This window comes from Longimicrobium sp., from assembly GCF_036554565.1.
In the GTDB taxonomy this organism is placed as follows: Bacteria; Gemmatimonadota; Gemmatimonadetes; order Longimicrobiales; family Longimicrobiaceae; genus Longimicrobium.
In genome coordinates, this window is record NZ_DATBNB010000215.1 from 1 (window position 1) to 18,488 (window position 18,488).

At 70.2% G+C, this 18,488-nt stretch carries 8 protein-coding genes; 1 reads left to right on the plus strand and 7 read right to left on the minus strand.

Annotated elements, in window-relative coordinates:
* From VIB55_RS05735 to VIB55_RS05745, 3 genes are all read right to left on the minus strand, one after another.
* The coding region (locus VIB55_RS05735) for an amino acid adenylation domain-containing protein (protein ID WP_331875707.1) at positions 1 to 7,534 on the minus strand (7,534 nt) is incomplete at its 3' end.
* A gap of 1,195 nt (positions 7,535 to 8,729) precedes the next feature.
* Positions 8,730 to 9,755: a hypothetical protein gene (locus VIB55_RS05740; RefSeq protein ID WP_331875708.1), complete on the minus strand. Its 1,026-nt coding sequence runs from the start codon at positions 9,753 to 9,755 to the stop codon at positions 8,730 to 8,732.
* A 413-nt stretch (positions 9,756 to 10,168) separates the two neighbouring features.
* Positions 10,169 to 11,302: a phosphatase PAP2 family protein gene (locus tag VIB55_RS05745; protein ID WP_331875709.1), complete on the minus strand. Its 1,134-nt coding sequence runs from the start codon at positions 11,300 to 11,302 to the stop codon at positions 10,169 to 10,171.
* A gap of 335 nt (positions 11,303 to 11,637) precedes the next feature.
* On the opposite strand from VIB55_RS05745, the gene VIB55_RS05750 reads away from it, so the two are divergent.
* On the plus strand, positions 11,638 to 12,300 hold the full coding sequence (locus VIB55_RS05750) for a hypothetical protein (protein WP_331875710.1): 663 nt from the start codon (positions 11,638 to 11,640) through the stop codon (positions 12,298 to 12,300).
* Here VIB55_RS05750 and VIB55_RS05755 read toward each other — a convergent pair.
* From VIB55_RS05755 to VIB55_RS05770, 4 genes are all read right to left on the minus strand, one after another.
* On the minus strand, positions 12,269 to 14,695 hold the full coding sequence (locus VIB55_RS05755; protein ID WP_331875711.1) for a BTAD domain-containing putative transcriptional regulator: 2,427 nt from the start codon (positions 14,693 to 14,695) through the stop codon (positions 12,269 to 12,271). The genes VIB55_RS05750 and VIB55_RS05755 overlap by 32 nt on opposite strands.
* A gap of 169 nt (positions 14,696 to 14,864) precedes the next feature.
* Positions 14,865 to 15,056, minus strand: a complete 192-nt coding sequence (locus tag VIB55_RS05760; RefSeq protein WP_331875712.1) for a hypothetical protein — start codon at positions 15,054 to 15,056, stop codon at positions 14,865 to 14,867.
* A 1,732-nt stretch (positions 15,057 to 16,788) separates the two neighbouring features.
* Positions 16,789 to 17,988 (minus strand): Wadjet anti-phage system protein JetD domain-containing protein, encoded by a 1,200-nt coding sequence (locus VIB55_RS05765; RefSeq protein WP_331875713.1) that lies wholly within the window; start codon positions 17,986 to 17,988, stop codon positions 16,789 to 16,791.
* On the minus strand, positions 17,985 to 18,488 hold a 504-nt coding region (locus VIB55_RS05770), incomplete at its 5' end, for an SbcC/MukB-like Walker B domain-containing protein (RefSeq protein ID WP_331875714.1). The genes VIB55_RS05765 and VIB55_RS05770, both read right to left, overlap by 4 nt.

The following is an 18,488-nucleotide window of genomic DNA, read 5'->3' on the forward strand; positions in this document are numbered from 1 at the left end:
GACCCAGCGACAGATCGAACTTGGCGCTCTCGAGCTCCGCATCGACTTCGTCAACCGTCAGCCCCGTAAGCGCATTTCTCGCGGGCCCGTCGCCGAGGTCATGGAGCGTGAACATCACCTGGAAGAGCGGCGAGTGGCTCAAAGACCGCTCCGGCTGCAGCTCGGCAACCAGCCGTTCGAAGGGCACATCCTGGTGCTCGTACGCACCCAGCGTGACCTCCCGCACCCGCTGCTGTACCTCGCGGAAGCTCGGATCGCCGGAGAGGTCGGCCCGCAGCACCAGGGTGTTGACGAAAAAGCCGATCTGCTCCTCCACCTCCCGGCGCGTGCGCCCGGCACCGGGGCTCCCCACGACGACGTCCTCGATCCCTGCGTACTTGCAGAGCAGCACCTGGAAAGCGCCGAGCAGCGTCATGTACAGCGTCGCGCCCTCGCTCCGACCCAGCGCCTGCAGCCGCTCCAGCAGCTCGGGGGAGAAGTTCACCGGGACCGTCGCTCCTTCGTACGTCCTCACCGGCGGGCGGGGACGGTCCGTCGGGAGCTCCAGCAGCTCCGGCGCGCCCGCCAGCTGCTCCGTCCAGTACGAGAGCTGCCGATCCAGCACCTCGCCCCGCAGCTGCTCGCGCTGCCACACGGCATAGTCCGCGTACTGCACCGCCAGCTCCGCCAGCGGCGACTCCCCTCCCGCCAGGTCCGCCCCGTACAGCGTCGACAGCTCCCGGAAGAGAACCCCCATGCTCCACCCGTCGCTGACGATGTGGTGCATCGAGAGCAGCAGCACGTGATCTTCCGCATCCACCCGCAGCAGCGCCGCCCGGAAGAGTGGTCCCGCCGAGAGGTCGAACGCCCGCCCCGCCTCCTCGTCCGCGCGCTGCCTGAGCGCCGCCTCGCGATCCGCATCGCGCAGATCCGACAGGTCCTCCACGGGAAGGAGGAACCCGGCGACGGGCGCGATCACCTGCACCGGCGAGCCATCCACCTCCGCGAAGATCGTCCGCAACGCCTCGTGACGCCGGACGATCTCGCCCAGCGCGCGCTCCAGCGCCGCCACATCCAGCGCTCCGCCCAGGCGCCATGCCATGGGGATGTTGTAGGTGGTGCCCCCCGGCTCCAGCTGGTCGATGAACCAGAGGCGCTCCTGCGCGTACGACAGCGGCAGCGCCGCCGTGCGCCCCACCGGCACCACCGCCGGGAGCGCCGGCAGGTCGGCGCGCCGCATCTGCTCCACGCGCACGGCCATACCGGCGATTGTCGGCACTTCGAAGAGCGCGCGCAGCGGCAGCTCCACGCTGAACACCGCGCGGATGCGCGAGACCACGCGCGTGCCGAGCAGCGAGTGCCCACCCAGGTCGAAGAAGTTGTCGTGCACCCCCACGCGCTGCAGGCGCAGCACCTCTGCCCAGATCGCCGCCAGCACCTCCTCGGCGGGCGTACGCGGGGCGACGTACATCTCCTCCGCCGACGCGAGATCCGGAGCCGGCAGCGCCTTGCGGTCCAGCTTTCCACTGGGGGTCAGCGGCAGCGCATCCAGCACCACGAACGCGCCCGGCACCATGTACGCTGGCAGGCTCTGGCGCAGGTGGGCGCGCAGCGCGTCCGTCTCCGCGCCGCCCGCCACGTACGCCACCAGACGCTTATCGCCAGGCGCGTCTTCTCGCGCCACGACGGCGGCCTCGCGCACCCCCGGATGCTCCAGTAGCCGCGCCTCGATCTCGCCGGGCTCTACGCGGTAGCCGCGCACCTTCACCTGCGCGTCGGTGCGGCCGGCGAACGCCAGCGCCCCCTCCGGCAGCCATCGGGCACGGTCGCCCGTTCGGTACAGCCGCGCGCCCGGCTCGCCCGAGAGCGGGTCAGGGACGAAGCGCTCCGCGCTCAGTGCCGGGCGGTCCAGGTATCCGCGCGCCACCCCGGCGCCGCCCACGTACAGCTCGCCGACGACGCCAATCGGCACCGGCTGCATTCCCGCGTCCAGCACGAACACGCGGGTGTTGGCCGCCGGCGCGCCGATCGGCGTCACCCGCTCGCCACGCGCCGTCTCGGGAACGTCGTGGAGGGTGGCGCAGATGGTGGTCTCCGTGGGCCCGTACCCGTTGATGATCCGCAGCCCGGGGACGCTCCGCCGTATCTCGGCCAGCAGCGGCTCGGCGATCGGCTCTACCCCCACCAGCAGGCGGTGCAGCCTGCTTCGCCCGGGCGATCGGGAGACCCGCTCACGCAGCTCGGAAAGGAAGTACGGCGGCAGGTAGGCGCTGCGTACCTGGTGCGCCTCCATCCAGTCGAGGAAAGCCCCGGCCTCCAACCGCACTTCGTTGCGGGGGATGCAGAGCCGCCCGCCGGCCAGCAACGCGGAGAAGATCTCGTAGACGGAGACGTCGAAGCTGGTGCTGGTCCACACGCTGCACCCGTCGCCCTCGCCGATCGGCGCGCGACGCTGCACGTCGGCCAGCAGGCTCGCCAGGCCGCGGTGCGGCACCGCGACGCCCTTGGGACGTCCGGTGCTCCCGGAGGTGTAGATGACGTAGCAGAGGTGGTCGGGCGAGAGCCCGGCCGGGCGCGGCTCGGTGACGGGGAGATGCGCCCACGCCGCTTCGTTCGCGGGGTCGAGCACCGGCACACCGGCCGCCGCGAACCGCGCCGCCTGTGGCCCCGGCGCCAGCAGCACCGCGGGACGGCTGTCGGCCAGCATGTAGCGCAGCCGCTCGTCCGGGTACGATGGATCCAGCGGCACGTACGCTCCGCCGGCCTTGAGCACGGCCAGCATCGAAACGACCATCTCCACCCCGCGCTCCACGCAGAGAGCCACCCGCGCGTCCGCCCCCACGCCGAGCACGCGAAGGTGGTGCGCCAGCCGGTTCGCCCGCGCATTCAGCTCGGCGTACGTCAGCTCCGCTCCGTTGAAGACGACGGCCACCGCCCCCGGCGTGCGCGCCGCCTGCGCCTCGAACAGTTCGTGGATGCAGCGGTCCGCGGTATACTCGGCCGCCGTCCGGTTCCACTCCTGCAGCACCAGCGCGCGCTCCGCACACCCGAGCAGGTCCAGGCGCGAGAGCCGCACGTTCACATCGGCGGCGGCCTGCTCCAGCACCCGCTCCAGGTGCCCTGCCATGCGCTCGATGGTGCCCGGCTCGAACAGGTCGGTCCCGTAGGTCAGCCCTCCCTGCAGTCCGCGCGACGTCGCCGTAAGGCTGAGCAAAAGATCGAACTTGGCGCTCTCGTGCTCCGCTTCGACTTCGCTCACGCGGAGCCCCGGCAGGGCGCCGTCCCCCTCCCCGGCGTCCTGAAGCGTGAACATCACCTGGAAAAGCGGCGAGTGGCTCAAAGACCGTTCCGGCTGCAGCTCGGCGACCAGCCGTTCGAAGGGCACGTCCTGGTGCTCGTACGCGCCCAGCGTGACCTCCCGCACCCGCCGGAGCACGTCCCGGAAGCTCGGGTCGCCGGCAAGGTCGGTCCGCAGCACCAGGGTGTTGACGAAGAAGCCGATCAGCTCTTCCACCTCAGCGCGCGTGCGCCCGGCGATTGGGCTGCCCACGACGACGTCGTCGGTCCCGGCGTGCTTCGAGAGCAGCACCTGAAAGGCAGACAGCAGCGTCATGTACAGCGTCGTCCCCTGGCTCCGCCCCAGCGCCTGCAGCCGCTCGAGCAGCTCGGACGAGAAGTTCACCGGGACCGTCGCGCCCTGGTACCTCCGCACCGGGGGGCGGGGATGGTCCGTCGGCAGCTCCAGCAGTTCCGGCGCACCGGCCAGCTGCTCCGTCCAGTAGGAGAGCTGCCGATCCAGGACCTCTCCCTTCAGCTGCTCGCGCTGCCAGACGGCGTAGTCCGCGTACTGCACCGCCGGCTCCGCCAGCGGCGACTGCCCTCCCGCCAGGTACGCCGCGTACAGCGACGACAGCTCGCGGAAGAGAACCCCCATGCTCCACCCATCGCTGACGATGTGGTGCATCGAGACCAGCAGCACGTGATCCTCGGCATCCAACCGCAGCAGCGCCGCACGGAAGAGCGGTCCCGCCGCAAGGTCGAACGCCCGCCGCGCCTCCTCGCCGACGCGCCGCCTGACCGCCGCCTCGCGATCCGCCTCGCCCAGCCCCGACAGCTCCTCCGCCGGCAGCGCGAACCCGGCGAAAGGCGCGATTACCTGCACCGGGGAGCCATCCACCTCCATGAAGACCGTCCGCAGCGATTCGTGGCGCCGGACGATCTCGCCCAGCGCGCGCTCCAGCGCGGGCTGGACCAACGCACCGCCCAGGCGCCACGCCACCGGGATGGTGTAGGTGGCGCTCCCCGGCTCCAGGCGATCCAGGAACCAGAGCCGCTCCTGCGCAAACGAGAGCGGCAGCGCACCCGTGCGCTCGGTCGGCACCACCGGCGCCAGCACCGGCAGCCCCGCGCGCCGCAACTCCTCCACGCGCAGGGCCAGCTCCGCCACCGTGCGCCCCTCGAAGAGCGCCCGCGGCGGCAGCTCAACGCCGAAGACCGCGCGGACCTGGGACACCACCCGCGTCGCCAGGAGCGAGTGCCCGCCCAGCTGGACGAAGTTCTCCTCCACACCCACCCGCTCCAGGCGCAGTACCTCGGCCCAGATTCCCGCCAGCACCTCTTCCACCGGCGTCCGCGGCGCCACGTATCGGTCCGCGTCGGCCGTGTACTCCGGCGCGGGGAGCGCCCTGACGTCCAGCTTTCCGTTCGGGGTCAGCGGCAGCTGCTCCAGCACCACGAACGCGCCCGGCACCATGTACTCCGGCAGGCCCTGGCGCAGGTCGGCCCGCAGCGCGCTCGTCACCACGTCCCCTACCACGTACGCCACGAGCCGACGGTCACCCGGCCGGTCCTCGCGCGCCACCACCACGCACTCGCGCACCCCGTCGTGCCGGCGCAGCGCGGCCTCGATCTCCCCCGGCTCTATGCGGAACCCGCGGATCTTCACCTGGTCGTCCAGGCGCCCCAGGTACTCGATTGCGCCGTCCGCCCGCCACCGCGCCCGGTCGCCCGTAGCATACAGCCTCGATCCCGCCCCCGGCCCCAGGGGATCGGGAACGAAGCGCGACGCGGTCAGCGCCGGGCGGTTCAGATAGCCGCGCGCCACCTGGACCCCGCCGATGTACAGCTCCCCCGGAGCCCCCACCGGCACCGGCCGGAGCCCCGCGTCCAGCACGTACAGGCGTGTGTTCAGGATGGGGCGGCCGATCGGAACGACATCCACCGGGCCCTGCCGCTCGCACGCCCACCAGCTCACGTCCACCGCGGCTTCCGTGGGGCCGTACAGGTTGTGCAGCTCGATGCCGGGTGGAAACCGCTCGTGGAACTTCTCCACGAGTGCGGGCGAAAGCGCCTCGCCGCTGCAGAACACCCGCGACAGGCTGGCGCAGCGCTCCACCGCCGCGGACTCCACGAACTGCTGCAGCATCGAGGGAACGAAGTGCAGCGTCGTGACCTGGCGCCGCTCGATCACCTCCTGCAGGTACGCCGGGTCCCGGTGCCCCTCCGGCCGGGCCATCACCAGGCAGGCGCCCTGCTGCAGCGGCCAGAAGAACTCCCACACCGAGACGTCGAAGCTGGACGGCGTCTTCTGCAGCACCACGTCGCTCCCGCCCAGCCGGAACTGCGACTGCATCCACCACAGGCGGTTCACGACGCCGCCGTGCGCGTTCATCACCCCCTTCGGACGGCCGGTGGACCCGGAGGTGTAGATGACGTACGCCAGCGTGTCGGGCGTGGCTCCGCTCTCGGGGTTCCCGGCGCTCTCGCCCTCCGCCAGCGCGCCGTCCACGACGAGGACCTCCGTCCCGGCGCGCGCGGGGAGAAGGCCGCGCAGCTTCTCCTGCGTGAGCAGCACCGGAGTGGCGGAGTCGGCCAGAATGAAGGCCAGGCGCTCGGCCGGATAGCCGGGGTCCAGCGGCACGTAGGCGCCGCCTGCCTTCAGCACCGCCAGGATGCCGACCACCATCTCCAGGCTGCGCTCCAGGCAGATCCCCACCCGGACCTCGGGGCCCACCCCGCGCCGGCGAAGGTGGTGCGCCAGCCGGTTCGCACGCTCGTTCAGTTCGCCGTAGTGGAGAAACTCCTCCTCGAACCGCACGGCCACCGCCATAGGCGTGCGCGCCGCCTGCTCCTCGAAGAGCTGGTGGATGCACCGGTCCGCCGGGTACTCCGACGCGGTCCGGTTCCACTCCTCCACCACGAGCGCGCGCTCCGCCTGGCCCAGCGGGTCAAGCGCCCCCAGCGGGCGCTCGGGATCGGCCGCCATCTCCTCCAGCAGGCGGGCGAAGTGGCCCAGCATCCGGTCCACGGCCGCGGCGTCGAAGAGGTCGGCGTCGTAGTGGATGGATGCGCGCAGCGGCGACTCGGCGTCCACCCCCAGCACCAGCGGGTATCCGGGATGCTCGCGCACGCTGACGCTCCGCCCCTCGGTTCCCCGGAACGCGGCTTCGAACGGCAGCGGCTGGTAGTTGACGAACGTGTCGAAGAGGGGGGCGCCCTGCGGAAGGCCGCTCCACCGCTGGAGGTCCGGCAGGGCGGCGTGCTGGTGGGGGCTCAGGGCCGCGTTCCGCGCGGCGACCTCCTCCAGCCAGTCGGCGACGCGCGCTTCGGGCGGGAGGGGAACGCGAAGGGGGACGGTGTTGATGAGCAGCCCCACCATCTCCTCCGCGCCCTCCAGCCCGCTGGCGCGGCCGTGGCGCACCGTCCCGAACACCGCCTCGGTGCTTCCCGTGTAGCGCCCCAGCAGGAGCGCCCACGCCCCTTGGACTACGGTGTTCACGAGCACGCCGCGGTCGCGCTTCAGGGCGCGGACCGCGGCGTCGGCCGCGGGTGAGAGGTGGAGCTCGCGCGCGCCGAAGTGCGGCTCGGCGCGCGGGTCGCGCGGCCCGCTCCGGATCGGCCGCACGGGCGCCGGCGCTTCGAGGCCGCCGAGGATGCGCGTCCAGTACGCCTCGTCCGCCGCGCCGTCCCGCTCCCGCAGCCATCGCACGTGCTCGCCGAACGGGCGGGGGACGGGCAGTGCGGCCTCCCCCTCCTCCGCATCGGCGTCGTAGAGCGCGAACACCTCGCCGAGGACCCGGGTGGCGGACCATCCGTCGAGCAGGATGTGGTGAACGCTCCACACCAGCACCTGCTCATCCGCCGCCCCGTGGAAGAGGGCCAGGCGCATGGCCGACGCCTCCGCCAGGTCGAAACCGCGTGCACGGTCCTCCGCCAGGTAGCCCTCCACCGCCGCTTCCCGGTCGGCGGGCGCAAGACCCGCGCAGTCGCGCCGCGCGATCTCCAGCCGGACCTGGGGGAGCACTTCCTGGACGGGCTCCGGGACATCTTCCCAGCGGAAGCGGGTCCGGAGGATGCCGTGCCGCGCCACCACGCCGCGCCACGCCCGCTCCAGCCGCTCCGCGTCGGGCGGCTCCCGGAAGCGGCAGACGACCTGCTGCACGTTGACGCCCGACTCGGACGCCAGCAGAGCCCGGAGGAGCATCCCGTGCTGGAGCGGGGTGAGCGGATACCGCTCCTGAACGCCGACGCCGCCGGCGTCACCGAGTTGGGTCAAGGTCCCTCGCTACACACCCGTGCGGCACTCCACGCCAGTGGCGGGAGCGCGGACCGTGTCGGCACGGCTGAAGTGTTGTGCAGGCACTCGATCCTTCGGACGATCTCTCGGCCTTCCGGGAGCAGCCCCGCCGACGCGGGCGCCGTATGCTCACGCCGCTCGTGCTGTGGCGGTCTCACGTTCTGCATGCGTGGCGGGGAGGAAACCGGGGGAGATGAGGCCGGGCGAATTCCGCACACCGTTGCGTCCCTCCGCGGTGATGCCGGCATTCGCGGCCTCGGCGCGGAGCCGTCCCCGAAGCGAGAACCGCCCGATCTCCGGACGGGCCGCCGCTTGGGTCAACTAAAAGTCGGAAACAGATGCACCCGACAATATCCCTTCGGACTCTAAACACGCAAGTTTTCGGCGGGACCAAGATCCCGCCGGAACTGACCCGGCCAATTCGTGTCCGGCTCTGGCTCCTGCACCTGCGGCCTGGACGCCAGGCTGCGCCGCGGTTCCGCTCTGCGGGCCTTACACGGGACTGAGTTCCCGGAGGGGATCGGCAAGCAGGGCCGCACGCTCTGCGGCATCCCCGCCGCTATTCGTCCGTAATGAGCCGCCGCATGCGCAGTGGGACCTCCGAGGGCCCGGCAACGAGCGCCGGGTACTGCGCAGCTGTTCGCCGAAACAGCCGCACTGTTCGGCCTCGAGTTCCGGAAAAACAGAGAGCCCCCGTCAACGAACTCGTTGCGGGGGCTTCTCGTATGTATGGGCCTGGGCCGATTCGAACGGCCGACCTCACGCTTATCAGCAGAGCGAGGCAGCGATGCCCAGCGCCAGCGGGCGCCAACAAGCGCCAGAAACCCGCATTTTGAATCGAAATGGCGCCAGCCAGCGCCAGTCAGCGCCAGCCATGCATCGTGATTCTTGGCACTATTTTGGGCAATGTTTTTGAGGATGAGTTTAGGCCCATCTGAGTTGCCCCACCTCTGCACGTTGTCTTCGCGGAAATGACGCTGCAGCAGCGCAATTGGGTTGAAGCCGTTGCCACAGACATGCCGCGGGGTTCCGCAATGCGGCCCGCGCCCCCGGAACTCCCCTGCCTCCGTTCACCCGGCCTGAACTGGGCGCCCACGCTACTCCGCGGGGCAGCGCGAGCAGAAAGGCGCGGCAGCGCTCCCGGCTGCCGCGCCTTCTCACCTGAGTGCACGGGTCACGAACCGCTGAGCTTCTTGATCAGGTCAGTGATCACGCTCCCGGCGTCGACGCTGAGCATGGCCGCCAGTCCCTGCCACCGTACGTCGTCTTCCGTATCGCACTCCCCGCGCTCCCGGCAGGCCTTGGGATTTTCCAGCACGTCCACGCGACCCCAATGCCCGAGCAGGTGGATGTCCACCGGGAGCGACTCGACTTCCAGGCCCCCGGGGATGCGAAGCACCGACACTCCCGCGTACCAGTTCCGATCGACGGCCCTGGGATCCACCCCGAAGGTCAGGGCCCACCGGTGCCACTTCGGACGGATTGGAGTGCTGACGCCGACGAAGGCCGCAGGCGCCCAGCTGCCATCCACCTGCTTCACGGTATCGCGGCCGGTGGCGAAGGTCGTGTCGAACGACGCCTTGCTGCCGTCCGGCAGCGTGCGCTCGATGCGAATGGTGCGTTCCGGCCCGGCCTGCGGACCCAGGTAGCTCCGGCTGCGGGTGGCCATGATGCCGCCGATCAGCCGGGGGGAGGCTCGAGCGTAGGCTTCATAGAGCACGGAACTCCGGCCGGAGTTGCCGCCGACCAGCGACATCCGCGCGTGGCGGCGTCCGGGACCCTCGCCCAGAGTCCAGTTGGCCCGGGCAAAGCAACCGAGCCGGTGCGGATTCTGGCCAACTTCAGCGGAGTCGACGCCGGCCATCACGGTGTCGGGCGTCACCGAGCCCGTGCCGATGCGCGTGAACGCGACCCGCAGCCGGCTGCAGGTCTCCGGCGACGTGATCCGCCCGACCGAGTCGTCCGCGGCGTCCGCGCGGACGATCTCGACGACGACCGGGTGGCGGAGCGGCGTCTTCTCGAACCAGGATTCGTAGTTCCCCGAATGCTGGCGGAGTGCATAGCCGGGAGTGGACCGGGTCAGGCGGATCTCCCGGAACGACGAGCCGCTGGGCGTGCGCGCGTCCACCGCGACGGCGGCGCCTTCCGCTCCGCCGGCCCGATACCACAGCGTTTGTGCGAAGCCTTCCGTATCGGCCACGACGCTGTCGGGGAGGAGCGCCCCGGATGTGCTCCGGAAGCGCACCATCGCTCCGGCCGCGGGGCGGCCCTGGTCGAAGACCCGGACCCGGAGGGGCTGCGTCTGCAGCGGCTCCGATCCAGCGAGCGCTACGGTGCATGCGGCATCCGCGGCGGGCGGGGAGCTTTCGCCCGGGCAGGAAATCCCGGTCTGCGCCCGCAGGGGGCTGCCCGAGGTGGAGAGTGCAGCCCCGAGCGCCGCGAGAACGAGCGCGGCGCGCCGGATGGTGGAGATCGATTGCGTGTTCATTGTGGATCTGGAGGCTCAGGGTGCTCGCAGGGGCGCGCGCTTCGCGCCGACGCCGCGGTTCAGCGATGACTGCCACGGGACGCGCGGGGATGCCGCGTGGCCGTGGGCGCGATTCCGGAGTGCGTTCAGACGGCTCCCTGCTGAGGGCTCCGTCCGCGCCGCGCTCCTTCGGATCCGGAAGGCCTCGTTCCGTCGCAGGGCGGCTGTTCGGGGTTCGCGCCGCAGCGCTCCCGGAAGCCGGCCGCCTCGCGGTCGAGTTCGGCCGCGGTCGGCGGCCGCCGGCCGCTCGCCTCCTGGCACGGCGTACGATCGGGACAGCGCAGGATCCCCGAGGCGACGATCTGCTCGATCACGAGCCGCGCGACCGTGCGACCGAGGCTCATCCCCGCTTCATGATCCGTTCGGTAGTGGATGCCGGCCCAGAGGCGCGCGAGCCCGGAGTTGTCGGCCAGTTCGTCGAAATCGCGGCGCCATTCCGGGAAAAACCACGAGAGCAGCTCGCTCGCCGCGGCGCCGTACGTGCTGTGGCCCGACGGATACGAGGGGTGGCGCGGCGTACCGGGCGACGGCAGGGGGCAGACCCGCCCGCAGCCATCGATCACTTCGCCCTTGAGGTCGAACGCCACTTCGCGGTCGTACAGCACCGGAATCGAAGGATCGACTTCGACGGGCCGCGGGCGCCTGGCCGTAAACGGGCGCGGGCTCCGCCACTTGTAGTACCACGCCGCGAGCAGTGCGCTCTCAATCGCCACGTCCAGCGCGGCCCAGACGAGGCCCTGGCGCGGCGGAGACCAGTCGGTCATCGGCATGAGGTACGAGAGGGCATGCCGGTGGGCGAGCCCCGGCGTTTCCGCCTCGAAGTAGCGCGCGAGCTCTCGCGGGGTCTCGATCAGGGGATCGCTCTGCCGGGCCGGCCGCACGACAGCGCCCGGCGGGGGCGGGCGCAGCTGCAGGAAGTAGCTGATGGGGAGGCGCTCCCGGCAGGGTTCCTCGGTGTCGATCGCGTCGGGGTCGTCGATGAGGCCGGCCAGCCTGCGAAGCTCCGCCAGATCCTGAGACTCGTCCGCCGCACAGTCCCGCCGGACCGACTCGGTCCACGGCGGGAAGTAGTCCGCCGTGCCCGGGACATCCGTGCGGGCGGTCAGCTCGGCCAGCGTGATTACGCGGGGTACGGGACACTCGAGCCAGTAGCTCGCGGCAGGTTCCACCTGCGGTCCCGGCAGCGCGTACTCCCGCTTGCCGTCTTCCTCTTCCGTCATCGCGCCTCTCGTGTTCGGGTATCCGCGGCGGAGCTGCCGCCGCTTCCTTCGCCGGCGCCGGTGCGCCGCCGTCCTGGGCTGTGGCCGAACGGTAGCCGGACGCGCTTACACGGTGCTCAACTGCCGGTGAACCGGCGGAGGGAACCGACACAGGACGGGGCGATAAGGCGTTGCCCGACAGCGACTTGCAGCGTGTAAGCGGCGCAAGGGGACGGGATGTTGCCCGGGCGGAGAGGCGCGGCCAGATTCGCTGGAGCGGCTTGAGCCGGATTCATGTGCCGCCTTCCCGGTCAATCGGCGGACGGGAACTCACCTGCCCATCATGGGAGGATCTTATGAGAGACGAGCGCGAAAGCAACCAGGGCGAGATCGGGGGAGCGGAGGCCCGGTCGGACGAGGGTCCGGAGAGCGGTGGCGGTGGGAGGGAGACGCAGGCGGAGGAAGCGGGGGCGCAGGCCGGGGGGCAGGATCGCGGAACGCTGGGCCACGGTGAGAACGCGTACCTGCTGAAGCGGATCGCGCACGCGGCCGATGGCCATCGGACAAATGATCGGGTGCGGGTTCTCATGCAGACCAAGCCGCCGTACCGGCCACTGCACGTGGCGACCGGGAACCGGCTCCCACCCGTGCCCAAAGCGGACGAGCGGATCTACGGCCCGTTCGTGACCGCGGAGCCGCTGGAGGTGATCACGCTCAAGAAGAAGGTCGCGCGCGTGACGGTGCACTTCGAGGACGGCAGCACTCCCGTGGAGGTGAACGGCGCCGACGCGCTGTTCTGGAGCATGAGCGCCGTCGAAAAGTTCTGCTTCCCGTGGTATGCGTCCCAGTACGGCGTGCCGGTCGCGAACCTGATGTGGGAGAGCTTCGCGAACGACACGGAGGTAGCGGCGCTCTGCCACGACCCGCGCAGCGAGGCGTGCGACGTCACCGGGGGGACGGCGCGGGTGGTCGGAGTGGAGTCGCTCCTCAGCGAGGCCCTCTTCGCGCTTGGACGATAGCCTGGAACCGCGGGTGGCTTCTCAGTCCGCGAAACGCGAAGTCGTTCCAGACGTACTCACGATGCTGCGGGTTCCCTTCGAGGTAGCGTTCCACTTCGCGCAGGGAACCCGCGGTGTCACCGAGGACCAGGTGCAGCGCGGCCGCGTCGAACGCGAAGGCGAGGGACAGGTCGGCGCTGCTGGCGACCTCGCGACGTATGCGGCGCTGGACAATGCGAGCGCTGTCGCCGAGCCCGGCGCGCGCCAGCACTCGCGCGTACAGCATCTCACGGTAGTACGGCTGGTACCGCGGCAGATGATCCGTCCGGGCGGTGCCGCGGAGCGTCTCGACGAGGGACCACGCGGAGTCGGGTCGAACCCGGCTCTCCGGATCCCACGCCGCGATCGCCAGCTCGCATTCCAGGAAGCGCCAGTCGGAGGGAAATTCCTCGCGCCCCCTGCGGCACCAGTCTTCAGCCGCCCGGAACTGCTCGGCATCGAGGTAGGCCCGGAACAGCCGCTGGGCGATGTCGGGGCCGTCCCGCAGGAACGGGTCGGAATGGAGGGCGCGCCTCGCCAGAACGGCGGACGCGTCCACGTCGCCCTCCAGGAGCTCGAGCCGGCTGAGGGTCGCCAGCGCCGATGCCAGCCGCGGATCGATTTCGATCGCGCGCCGGAGGTCCGCCTCCGCGGACCGCAAGGTGACGGCGGAACCCGGCTCCAGGTTGTTGATCCGGGCCGCCTGCATGCGAATGGTGCCGCGCAGTTCCAGCGCCCTCGCGCTCCCCCCGGCCCGCTGGACGGCGCCCTCCGCGTGCCGGAGCGCCTGCAGCAGGATGCCGTTGTAGCGCGCGCGGTCCACGCTCCCGACGAGCCGGGCGCGTTCAAGGGCGTTCCAGCCCCGCCGGATCGTCGGCTCGACCCACGATGGATCGAGCTTCTCCGCACGGGCAAACAGCGAGTCCGCGGCGGCGAGCGTGAGCAGCGCGGCACGGGGCCGGACGCGCAGTTCCCGGGTCCCAGGATGCCAGAGGCTGTCTTCCCATGCATCCGCCCGTTGCACGAGGAGATAGGCTTCCAGGACCGGCCGTGCCGCCGCGAGCTCCCGCTCCTCCGCAAGGCGCCCGAGCCGCTGCCGCAAGGCCCGGAGTAGGGCGCCGGACACCTCGTCCTGCAGCTCGAACAGCTCACCGACGGGCCGCTCGATCCGGCCGCTCTGGATGATGCGTCCGCGGCCAGCCTCCGCGAGATGATAGATGACGCGGACGCGCCCGCCGGAATGCTGAACCTTTCCGTGCACCAGGAGCCCCGCGCCTGCCGCATGAGCCAGGCTGTCCCGCTCGTCGGCGGTTCCGGAGCGGCTCCCGCCGACGGGGACGACGGACAGGGAAGGGATCTGGCTAAGCCGCAGCACGAGTTCGTCGGTAAGGCCGGGGCCGAGAGGAGATTCCGCGCCGGATGTGCCGACGTCCTCGAACCCGAATACCGCCACGACGTTCGGGTCCAGGTCAGCCGCGGGGGAGATCGCGCGTCGCCCGTACAGCCAGCCGAGCGTCGCGACCAGGGCGATCAGCAGGACCCCTATGCCCACCCCACGCCGGAGCCGTGGTCGGGCCGCGTGAAGCGGGGATGCCGCTGGCGGCGGGGACGGGACCGGGGGTTCGGCTGCGGCGGGGGAGGAGCCGAGGGGCCGGGGCGCGGGGCGCCGCTCGTGCTCCAGGCGGAGCCGTTCGGCGAGCCGCAGGAGGTCGTCCATTGGATCGAGCTCCAGCTCGTCCCGCAGGCGGGTCCTGTATTCCTCGAACCGGGCCAGCGCTTCGTCGGTCCGGCCCTCCTCGTGGAGCAACTCGATCGCGAAGTGCTGCGCCTCGTCTTTGAGCGGGTCCGCCTCCGACCAGGCCAGTGCTTCCGCGAGGGCTAGGGGCTGCTGGCCGCGCGAGAGATGGGCCTCCACCAGCCCGCGCCGCGCACGCCTGTGCAGTCCCGCCGCACGGGTCCTGCGGATGCTCGCCCATCGCTCGAAGTGCGCCGATTGGGGGAGCGGAAAATTGTGGAGGAACGGCCCGCGGTAGAGATCGGCTGCGCGGCGGAAGTCGGCACGACCTACGGCTTCCTCGAGTTCGGCGACGTCGATCATGACATCTTCCATCACGGTGAGCACGCCACCGCTGTTCGTGATCCATTCGCGCCGCAGTGCCTGCCGAAGCCTGTGAAGATTCTGGTTCAGGACGTTCCGGCCGCGGTCCGCGGCGCTCCCGGGCCAGAACATGTCCAGGATGATGTCGCGCGTGACGCGCCGCTCCGCGGCGAGGTAGACCAGCAGCCCGCAGCGGGTGGGCTGCTGCCGGAGTGACTGGACAGCTTCGCCGTCCACCGTGATGTCGACCTCGCCCAGTGTGGAGAGCCGGATATGCATGGGAGGCGGAGGTTCAGGATTGCAGGAACCGACCTCGTCCGGGGCAGCCTGCGACGCGCCGCGCGTCCAGAGATCCTACAGTGGACGCGACTCCCCCTCGGAAGCGCCGAGCCGAGCACGTCCAGAAAGGCGGCTCGCCGGCGGGACCCGCGCCTCCACAAGGACGCCGTCATGGATCTGATGGGTGCGCCGGTGTACCCGTCGCGCCGCCCGACACGTGTACGGAGGTCGTCCCGGCCTGCGTGCGCACATGGACCACCGTCACGCGCGGACCGTGCCCGATGTACCGGTCGCCGGGCGAGAGTTCCGGCGCCGTCTTGATGATGCGCGCCCGCCGCTCGATCTCGGCGGGAATGACCACCAGACCGGCGCCCAGCGGGTGTTCGGCCCAGCACCGCTCTTCCCCGCACGTCCAGAGTACCTGGACCAGGCCGTCCTGTAGTTCGCTGCTTCGATCTCCTATCGGAGGCCAGCGCCGACCCTGGTGTCGCCGGGAAGCAGGTGTGCGGCGTTCTTGATCATGCGAGGTTCCCTCTCCATCAGATCGCGGTCCCGTCCGAACGGAAGGACCGTGGACGGTCCCGGTCATAGACCCATTCGGATTCCGGAAGGCCGCGGAGGAACGCGGCCGCTGCCGGGAGAACGCCCTGCTCGGCAGCGTACCTGATGTGCTCCGCGACTCGAGCGCGCTTTTCTTCGTTCGTGCTCGTCCACCATGCGGCGAGGATCAGCGGGCCGGAGGCTCCCAAGCGCCGTCCGGGAGTTTCGTACGGCCTAGCAGCATCTCGTAGAGTGTGGTCCAGTGCATCGCCCGCGGGCAGATCCGGCCGCCTTTCCGCACAATCTCAAGCAACTCGTCCACGTTCGGCGTCTCTGCCATGCGACAGTGCTGGTTTCTGGAGCCGAAGTCTCCCGCGACGGCAGTTCCCGGTTTCTTTCAGGGGCGGCCTTCCCTTCGATCAACTACCCGCAAGATTGTCAGAACAGTACCGGCGCGGCAGCCCGAAAGCCAGCCTGCGGTGCCCGGCCGTCTGATGCCGGCCGCTGGACTCTCAGGCGCGACCGGCCTCTGAAAAGGACACCCGAAAAGCTGATCGCTCTTAGAGGCGGAGACCCGGCAAGGACGCTCGGTCGGACGTTACATCCGCGGCCAGGCGCCTGCTGCCCCAAGCCGCGCGACGCCCGCATCCATCGTCAGAACCTCGAAATCTGTCCAGCCCTGATCAGGGGCGAGGGTAGCCAGCATGTTTCCGGCGTCCTCCGACGTGTAGGGAGACGGCACCGAACGGCTGCGGGCGTGACACCGGGCCGGGAGAAGCTCGCCAAAGTCGTCGCCGAGCTTTCGCAGGAGTTCCCGCACCTGGGTCCGGACCTCCTCGATGGCGGGAAGGCGGTCTCGGCGCTGCGCGGGGCCCCGTGTGCGTCCAGCCAATCCGACACTCGGGCGCGCATCATCTGCTCGTTGGGCACCCGGCAGCGGTCGAGCCAGCCGGGGTCCGTGGTCAGCGTTGCGAGGCTTCGCGCCTCCCGGTACCCGGTCAGCGGCTGTCCGGACCTGAACGTGACTAGATGGCCCAGGCGGAGAGCCGTGAGAATCGCTGGCTCATCTCGCGCCTTAAACCGGGCAAAGGTTTCGAGTTGCTCCTGCTTGTGGTGAATCGGCGCCATAGGCGGGGGCCAGGTAGTTTCGACGGGCTACGGGGAGACCGGGCTCCGCGTGCTACGCGAGTGGACAGATCCTCCTGTCCCGGGCGGATGCCGCGGCCTGGACGTGCTCGATACCGTACGAACGACATTGTACGATGTGGTCCGCAGAGTCGCCACCAAGGGTGCGGAGGCCGGAGTGGTAGGCAGCCCGCGGCCTCCCCCCGTGCAGATCCAAGAAAATGGGCAGGCACTCTCGGAGGCTCAGGGCCTCTCTAGGCTCGCGTGCGAATTCTACCGCGAGTTGGCGCGGCTGGCGGAGGAGTGCATCAATGACGCGCAGGACTCTGAATACGAGCAGCTACTCGGAACGTGCGGATAAAACATGACTACCGGAACGCTGGTGGTCGTCGGACGAGCTTAGCATGGACGACGTGAGATACGAATGCTTACTCCATCGATAGGCACTCCCGGAGAGCCGTTTCCAGCCACCCGTACCCGATCCGCTCCTGCTCCAGCCGCACCCTGTCGCCGCAGCGGTCGGCGAGTAGATACTCGAACAGCGCGCACTCGTCGGCGTTGAGGCGCGAGACATCTCCCGTGTATCGCCTATCCGCTGGCTCCCGGCCCCAGAGCGCACGGTGCGCGTGGAGCGTGGCCCGGTCCATCAGGAACGACCGCGCCTCCGGAAGGTTCGCGCGTAGCCGGTTGAGGATGCCGAAGCCGTGGGTGTCGATGTCGCCCCAGTAGTGCACCTCGACACGTCGGAGCCAGCCGACCTCCGCGAGCCGCTCCAGGCCGTAGCCGAGCCCGAAGACGACCATGCTATCCGGGCAATCAGGAAAGGCCAGGCCGTTGGTTCGATTCTCGGTGATGAAGACGCGCCGCAGCGACAGCCGGAGAGCGGCGAACTGCTCGGGCGGGAGCGAGAGATCGGAGAGTCCCTGCAGGTAGAGGGCTGGGTCGAGTAGGCGGAAACGGACAAGCGGCCGCTCGCTACGCAGGCCGTAGCGCTCGTTGAAGGCGCGCGCGCCGACTGCGGTGTAATCGACCGCCGTTTCCGGGAGTACCACGTCGAGCAGTTCCGACAGCAGCGCCCGATGCCTCTCGATAAATTTCGTGTCCACGCCCGGGATGTCGAGCTGGCGGAGGTACAGCCCCGGCCGGGGATGGGCGGTGAACCAGTCGAGGACAGCCAGTACCTCGCCCCAATGAGCCGCATGGTCGAGCACCGTGAGTGGGTAACGTGCGAGCCAGTCGTGGAGCGCGGGATAACGGTGGAGTGTCGCGTCGGCGAGCGCCTGGAAACGATCCGCCGCGGCGGACTGGCGGATCAGCCGTAGCGCGTCGGCTTCCGTGGGGATGATCGCGGCGACCGGGAGGGTGTTCGCACCGTGCACGCGGCTCCTCACCTCCTCGCGTTCTAACTCGAACCCGAACCCGCGGGCTTCGCGCTCCACCGCGTTCAACGCCCGCGCCCAATCGCCCACGTCCCCGAACCGCTCGGCGATCTCGCGAGCGCTCGGGCGCCGCAGCCGCAGCCTCAGCGGAAAGAGCGGCTCGCCCGTCAGCCGCGCCGCGAGGATGTCTCCCCGCTGCCAGCGCTTCTCGACCGCGGCGGTGATCTGCTCCGGCGTGGTCCAGCTCATGATACCCGGATCAGCCGCCTGGCTTTCCGCTCTGCGTGATATTCCTCGATGCTCAGGTTCCGCAGCATCGAACACCGCCCGTCCTCGTTGTGCACGAACCCGACGTTCGCCACGTACGGTTCGATGACGTGGATCTTCTGCAGCGGCGTCACGATTAGGAGTTGCAGGTTCAGCTTCTTGAACAGCTCCAGGCCATAGCGCGTGGATTCGTCCGAGCCGCGGCCAAACGCCTCGTCAATCACTACGAAGCGGAACGAGCGCGAGCGCTGCTCGCCCCACTCCAGGCCGAACTGGTAGGCGAGGCTGGCGGCAAGCACGGTGTAGGCGAGTTTCTCCTTCTGTCCGCCCGACTTGCCTCCTGAATCTGTGTAGTGCTCGTACTCCGAGTCGCCCTCGCGCCAGCGCTCGGAGGCGGAGAAGACGAACCAGTTGCGCACGTCCGTGACCTTGCGCGTCCAGCGCTGGTCGAGCTCGGTCTGCCCCTGGCGGCCGCGGAACCG